General features: G+C 43.1%; 6 protein-coding genes and 2 pseudogenes. 6 read left to right on the plus strand and 2 right to left on the minus strand.

The window, feature by feature from the left end; all coding sequences use genetic code 11:
- Positions 1-68: 68 nt before the first annotated feature.
- From AC5L4R_RS09130 to AC5L4R_RS09145, 4 genes and pseudogenes are all read left to right on the plus strand, one after another.
- Positions 69-197, plus strand: a pseudogene (locus tag AC5L4R_RS09130) (transposase); the annotation flags it as partial.
- Between the two features lie 194 nt (positions 198-391).
- Positions 392-1,012, plus strand: coding sequence for a recombinase family protein (locus AC5L4R_RS09135; protein ID WP_494473557.1), 621 nt, complete (start codon positions 392-394; stop codon positions 1,010-1,012).
- 162 nt (positions 1,013-1,174) lie between these two features.
- Positions 1,175-1,498 carry a type II toxin-antitoxin system RelE/ParE family toxin gene (locus tag AC5L4R_RS09140; protein WP_494473558.1) on the plus strand — a complete coding sequence of 108 codons (324 nt, stop codon included), beginning with the start codon at positions 1,175-1,177 and terminating at the stop codon, positions 1,496-1,498.
- The gene (locus AC5L4R_RS09145) at positions 1,485-1,772 is read left to right on the plus strand and encodes an addiction module antidote protein (RefSeq protein WP_494473559.1); all 288 of its coding nucleotides are present in this window, start codon (positions 1,485-1,487) and stop codon (positions 1,770-1,772) included. The genes AC5L4R_RS09140 and AC5L4R_RS09145 overlap by 14 nt, the downstream gene beginning before the upstream one ends.
- A gap of 576 nt (positions 1,773-2,348) precedes the next feature.
- Here the strand turns inward: AC5L4R_RS09145 and AC5L4R_RS09150 are convergent.
- Positions 2,349-3,512 carry a zinc-dependent alcohol dehydrogenase gene (locus AC5L4R_RS09150; protein ID WP_494473560.1) on the minus strand — a complete coding sequence of 388 codons (1,164 nt, stop codon included), beginning with the start codon at positions 3,510-3,512 and terminating at the stop codon, positions 2,349-2,351.
- A gap of 460 nt (positions 3,513-3,972) precedes the next feature.
- Between AC5L4R_RS09150 and AC5L4R_RS09155 the strand changes: the two genes are divergently transcribed.
- A complete protein-coding gene (locus AC5L4R_RS09155; RefSeq protein ID WP_494473561.1) occupies positions 3,973-5,517 on the plus strand; it encodes a type I restriction-modification system subunit M in 1,545 nt (514 codons plus the stop codon).
- A 76-nt stretch (positions 5,518-5,593) separates the two neighbouring features.
- Positions 5,594-5,788 carry a hypothetical protein gene (locus AC5L4R_RS09160; RefSeq protein WP_494473562.1) on the plus strand — a complete coding sequence of 65 codons (195 nt, stop codon included), beginning with the start codon at positions 5,594-5,596 and terminating at the stop codon, positions 5,786-5,788.
- Positions 5,789-5,886: 98 nt separating this feature from the next.
- Here AC5L4R_RS09160 and AC5L4R_RS09165 read toward each other — a convergent pair.
- Positions 5,887-6,000: pseudogene (locus tag AC5L4R_RS09165) on the minus strand (IS5/IS1182 family transposase); the annotation flags it as partial.

A 6,000-nucleotide genomic window follows, 5' to 3' on the forward strand; every position in this document is an offset into this window, starting at 1 on the left:
AACCCTCCCCTAAAATAAAACAGCTCAGACATAGAATTTCTTATAAACCAATGATAAGGAGTTTTAGCATGCGCAAACGAATGACCGAAAGCCAGATTGTATCTATCTTAAAAGAAGCTGATGCAGGTGTACCCGTAAAAGAGCTATGTCATCAGCATGGCATAGCAAGTTCAACCTTTTACAAATGGAAAGCCAAACTTGCTTGCCTGTAACCAGCACCGCCTTACGTCTCACCAGCCTTACCCATATACCGCTCATTGGATGTCACGAAATTCATTTGTTTTTCGTGAGTTAATGTAAAAGAACCATTCAGGTCCTTTTTTTAAGCAATTTATTCATGAAAAACCTAGAGTAATCAAGTTATAATAATAACGCTAAATTATGGTTTGTTGTGAGAAATACGATGAGTTTTATCGGCTATGCGCGTGTATCGACCAGTGAAGGACATCAAGTGTTAGACCGTCAGGTTGATGCGCTGACAGAATTTGGCTGTGAGAGGATTTTTACCGATATGGCCTCGGGCAGTGATACCCAGCGCCATGGGTTAAATGATTGCTTGAACTATTTGCGTAAAGGCGATGTGCTGGTGGTGTTGGATTTGGATCGGTTGGGACGTTTGGCAGGTGAGTTGATTCGGCTGATTGATGCGTTAGCAGAGAAAGGTATTGGCTTTAAGGCAATTAATTCGCCCATGGATACGACGACACCTGCAGGTCGGGCGTTTTTACAGATTCAAGCGGCGTTTGCGGAGATGGAGCGCAATTTGATTCGCCAACGGGTGAAGGAAGGTTTGGCGGCTGCCCGTGCCCGTGGGCGTAAAGGTGGACGACCACGGGTGATGACACCTGAAAAATTGCGCTATGCCCAGCATTTGATGGCTGACCAAACCCGCAGCATTCCGTCTATTTGTAAGGAACTCGGCGATATCCCTCCAAGCACGCTATATCACTATGTGACAGCGAAAGGGGAATTAAAAAAGGCTGGAGTGGAACTACTCTCAAAAGCGCCTTAGCAGCGATTAGCATATGAGCGTCGTCTAACATGTTAATAAACTTTCTTATTATGCTAGGTTGTTCGTTTTGTATACTCGTCTAAGACAGATAACGCAAGATCAGCCTTTATCATTAACCAAATTTGTGATAATGTATCCTGTAAGCTACAAAGAGGTTTGGGCATGTATGATATACGGACAACGGCGGATTTTGATAAATGGTTGAAAAAGCTAAAAGACAGACAAGCTGTTAAAGCGATTGTGTTACGGCTAACCAGAGCAGAAGCAGGCAACTTAGGCGATATCAAATCCGTCGGTGGCCAGGTGAGTGAAATGCGAGTGTTTGTTGGCGCAGGCTATCGCTTATACTTCACCATACAAGGTCAGACGATTATTTTTATGTTATGCGGTGGTGATAAATCGACTCAGCAAAGCGACATTAAGACCGCCCAAGCCATGATAGCCAATTTGGAATATGATGAGGTTGATGATAATGAAAACGAGTAAATTTAACCCTGTTGATTACCTAGAAACCGAGGCAGAAATCAGCGAATATTTGCATGAGGCGTTTTTAGATGATGATCCTCAAGTGTTTGTTATTGCCTTAGGACATTTAGTAAAACACTATGGTGTGGCTAACGTCGCCAGTATGACAGGCCTCAATCGTGAAAGCCTATATAAAACGTTAAACGGTGATACCTGTCCTACTTGGGCTACCATGCACCGATTAATAAAGGCGTTGAAAATTGATGTGAATTTTATGGGCTTGGCACTTGTTTAAGTATCTGATTCATACAGATCGTTTCAATTTGGCTATCTTTAAATCCACTTTATCACTTGTTGCCGTAAACCTGCAACGTTAGGTGGTGGATGTAAGGCATAGGGTTAAATGAAATAAGTTTTGCTATATTCACTGCCCTATATTCAACGTTTTACATAAAACAGTTAAGTTAAGACTAAAGTGCGCAATAACTTAACTGGTAAAACGTTTGTAAACACACACTTAAATTGGTTCGTGTCTTTTGACCATCCTAACGGCAGGGCTTGACCGTCTGGGAGCAGGAATCCCCGAACGATAGGGAGGGGAGGAAGTCAATTTTGGTTTACTACAGGCACGCCCGATTTTTTCACGCGTTGCCAAAAACCTGTGGCTTTAGACGCAGGCTTACGGCGGTTTCGTAATCATTGGGATAGACAGCGCAACTTTTTGCACAGGACAAAATTACACAGGACAAAACGCAATCTTTTAAAAAACATAGCACGCATAGGTTTGTGGCGGTGTTTATTTTTTAATCACCCCTACAAGCCTTGGCGTGCTATTTTCTGCAAATGTTGCGTTGCCCTTTGGGCGGTGAACCTAAGGCGTTAAAATTACCTTGCGGCATTCTTCTTTGCGCTGTTCAAAGATTTCATAACCTTTTGCCGCGTCAGATAGATTCATGCGATGGGTAATAATGGCTTCAGGTGACAAGTCGCCATTTTCAATGAATTCTAATAGTTTTGGCAAGTACTTATGCACATGGGTTTGCCCCATTCTAAAGGTCAAGCCTTTGTCAAAGGCATCGCCAAACAAAAAGCCGTGAATTGGGCCTGCATACACACCTGGGACACTAACAATGCCGCCACGTCGTACCGCTGCCATACACTGGCGCAAGGCTGCACCGCTTGAGCCTTCTAGTTTTAAGTTGGTAAGCAAGGTCTCAATAATACTGCCTTTGGCTTCAAACCCTACGGCATCAATAACACTGTCCACGCCTCGATGCCCTGCCGTCTGCTCAATGATAAATTCTGCGGCATCCACTTTATCAAAATTCACAGGAATTGCCCCATAGGTTTCTTGGGCGTATTGCAAGCGATAGTCGTTGTGATCCACCATAAAAATTTGGCTTGCTCCAAGCATTTTTGCACAGGCCGCTGATAGCAGACCAACCGGCCCTGCTCCACAAATCGCTACACTTGAGCCTTTTTTGACCTCGGCATTGATAACCGCTTGCCAAGCCGTGGGCAAAATATCGGATAAAAACAATACTTTTTCATCTGACAGTGAGCCTGGTACTTTAAAAGGGCCAAAATTGGCTTTTGGTACTCGCACGTACTCAGCTTGACCGCCTGCAACGCCGCCATACATATGACTAAAGCCAAATAACGCGGCAGGTGGTGGGATTTGTTTTTTGTTGAGCGCTGCCCCTGGGTCGGGGTTGGTGGTTTCACAGGCGGCCATTAAATCGTTTTGGCAAAAAAAGCATTGACCGCAAGCAATAACAAAGGGGATAACCACACGATCGCCTTTTTTGACGGCGGTGACTTCTGGGCCGACTTCCTCGACAATCCCCATAAACTCATGCCCAAAGATATCACCTTCTTTCACCGCAGGGAATTTACCGCGATACAGGTGCAAATCTGAGCCACAAATAGCGGTGGCAGTGACTTTTAAAATGACATCATCTTTGGCTTCAAGTTTGGGCTCAGGGACGTTATCAACCCGAACATCTTTGGCACCATGATAAGTTAATGCGCGCATAAAGGTTACCTTTTTTTAAAGAAGTTACCCTACCATCATAAAATAGCCTGCCGCCCAAAATGTCGTTGTTTTACGCTGGTCTTGTTATCGTTTTGCTAATTGAACCGTCTTTAGGTTGTCGCAGATAGTTTCATATGACCTTACGCCATAAAATGCGTTAAGCCAGCTTGGCTTGATGGAGTGGATAACGCTAGTTTTTGGCGAGAATTTTGCTTAGATATACTGTTTTTTATTTTTTATTGATTTTTATTTAAATTTTATTAATAAAATTTGAAGAACTGCGCTTTTTTGCATATATTTTTGCATATACCTGTCCATTTGCGACAAAAAAAGCGGCAATTGTTTTGCGCCAAAGCTATACTAGTCAAAGGTTTTAAGGTAAGGCATACGGCATTTTGCGGTATTTTTATCCGTTAATGGATTGTTAAATTTTAGGTATTTTAGATAGGCTAGGTTTTTTATGACTGCAACTCAACAACGGGCAGAGCTACAACGCCGTATTTGGCAAATCGCCAATGATGTGCGAGGTTCAATAGATGGGTGGGATTTTAAACAATACGTTCTAGGCGCGTTGTTTTATCGTTTTATCAGCGAGAATTTTGCCAATTATATTGAAGGGGGTGATGAGGGTGTCAATTATGCGATGTTTGATGACGATAACCCGATTTTAGCCAATATTAAAGATGATGCTATCAAAACCAAAGGCTATTTTATCTATCCCAGTCAGCTGTTTAGCAATGTCGCCAAAAATGCCAGCACCAATGCCAATTTAAACACCGATTTGGCCAATATTTTTTCAGCCATCGAGTCATCGGCGTTGGGCTATCCATCCGAGCCAGATATTAAGGGGTTATTTGGCGATTTTGACACCACCAGCAGCCGCTTGGGCAATACGGTTGCCGATAAGAACAAACGCCTTGCTGCTGTGCTAAAAGGGGTAGAAGAGCTAGATTTTGGTGATTTTGAAGACAACCAAATTGACCTGTTCGGCGATGCTTATGAATTTTTGATTTCTAACTATGCGGCCAACGCAGGCAAATCAGGCGGTGAATTTTTTACCCCTCAGCATGTGTCTAAATTGATTGCTCAGTTGGCATTGCACGGGCAAGCAAGCGTCAATAAGATTTATGACCCTGCGGCAGGTTCTGGTTCGCTCTTGCTACAAGCCAAAAAACAGTTTGACGCGCACATCATTGAAGATGGATTTTTTGGGCAAGAAATCAATCACACCACGTATAACTTGGCGCGTATGAACATGTTTTTGCACAACATCAATTACGACAAGTTTAATATCATGCTTGGCGATACGCTGCTTGAGCCGCATTTTGGTGATGACAAACCGTTTGACGCGATTGTGTCCAATCCGCCTTATTCGGTCAAATGGGTGGGGGGCGATGACCCAACGCTGATTAATGATGAACGCTTTGCCCCTGCAGGTGTGCTTGCGCCCAAGTCAAAGGCGGATTTTGCTTTTATCCTCCACGCGTTGGCGTATTTGTCGAGCAGGGGACGGGCGGCGATTGTGTCGTTCCCTGGTATTTTTTACCGTGGTGGGGCTGAGCAAAAAATCCGTCAATATTTGGTGGATAATAACTTTGTTGAAACGGTGATTGCCCTTGCGCCCAATTTATTTTTTGGTACGTCGATTGCGGTCAATATTTTGGTTTTGTCCAAGCATAAGACTGACACCCAAACCCAGTTTATTGACGCAAGCAAGCTGTTTAAAAAAGAAACCAACACCAACACGCTAACCGATGAACATGTAGCGCAAATCATCGAGGTGTTTGCCAGTAAAGCAGATGTGCCCTATTTTGCCAAATCGGTAGCAAATAGCCACATTGCCGACAATGGCTATAATTTGGCGGTAAGTAGCTATGTGGAAGCGGAAGATACCCGTGAGGTTATCAATATTGATGAGCTCAATGCCGAGATTAAAAAGACGGTGGCAAATATTGATAGGTTACGTGCTGAGATTGATGCGATTGTAGCGGAGATTGAGGCATGAGCAAGGAATACGCATTTTTTATTTATTTATTAGAGCGTTATGCGGATATTGATCGAATGATGTCGGAGGCAGGGGCATGAGTGCGATTTTGGATAAGTTGTTAAAAGGGCAAAAGGTTGAGTGGCTACCGTTAAATGAAATTGTTTTACCAACAAAAAATATAAAATGGAAAGATGTAGATTCAATTTATCAATATGAGACCTTTGCACAAACCAGCGACCGTCTCTCGACACCAATTTCAAACTCAACTAAAAACTGGAATTGGTGTTAAAGAAGTGAAGAAAGTCACCGAATTGGCATAAAAGCCTCCTAAATTGCCGTAAATTAACGTCTATTGGCTAGTTTTACCAACCGATAGACACAATAACCCTAAGCGACCCCATATTTTCGCTTCAAGCCTAGGGCAGTTTTTAAATTATGCACTATGCTAGCAAGCAAAGTACTGGTATGAAATTGCATTAACCCAAGGTGACGAGCCTTATT

Source organism: Faucicola sp. SE7633, from assembly GCF_059264685.1.

Coding starts and splice junctions, on each gene's coding strand:
- AC5L4R_RS09140 (WP_494473558.1), top strand. CDS start 1,175: ATGTATGATATACGGACAACGGCGGATTTTGATAAATGGTTGAAAAAG.
- AC5L4R_RS09145 (WP_494473559.1), top strand. CDS start 1,485: ATGAAAACGAGTAAATTTAACCCTGTTGATTACCTAGAAACCGAGGCA.
- AC5L4R_RS09150 (WP_494473560.1), bottom strand. CDS start 3,512: ATGCGCGCATTAACTTATCATGGTGCCAAAGATGTTCGGGTTGATAAC.
- AC5L4R_RS09155 (WP_494473561.1), top strand. CDS start 3,973: ATGACTGCAACTCAACAACGGGCAGAGCTACAACGCCGTATTTGGCAA.
- AC5L4R_RS09160 (WP_494473562.1), top strand. CDS start 5,594: ATGAGTGCGATTTTGGATAAGTTGTTAAAAGGGCAAAAGGTTGAGTGG.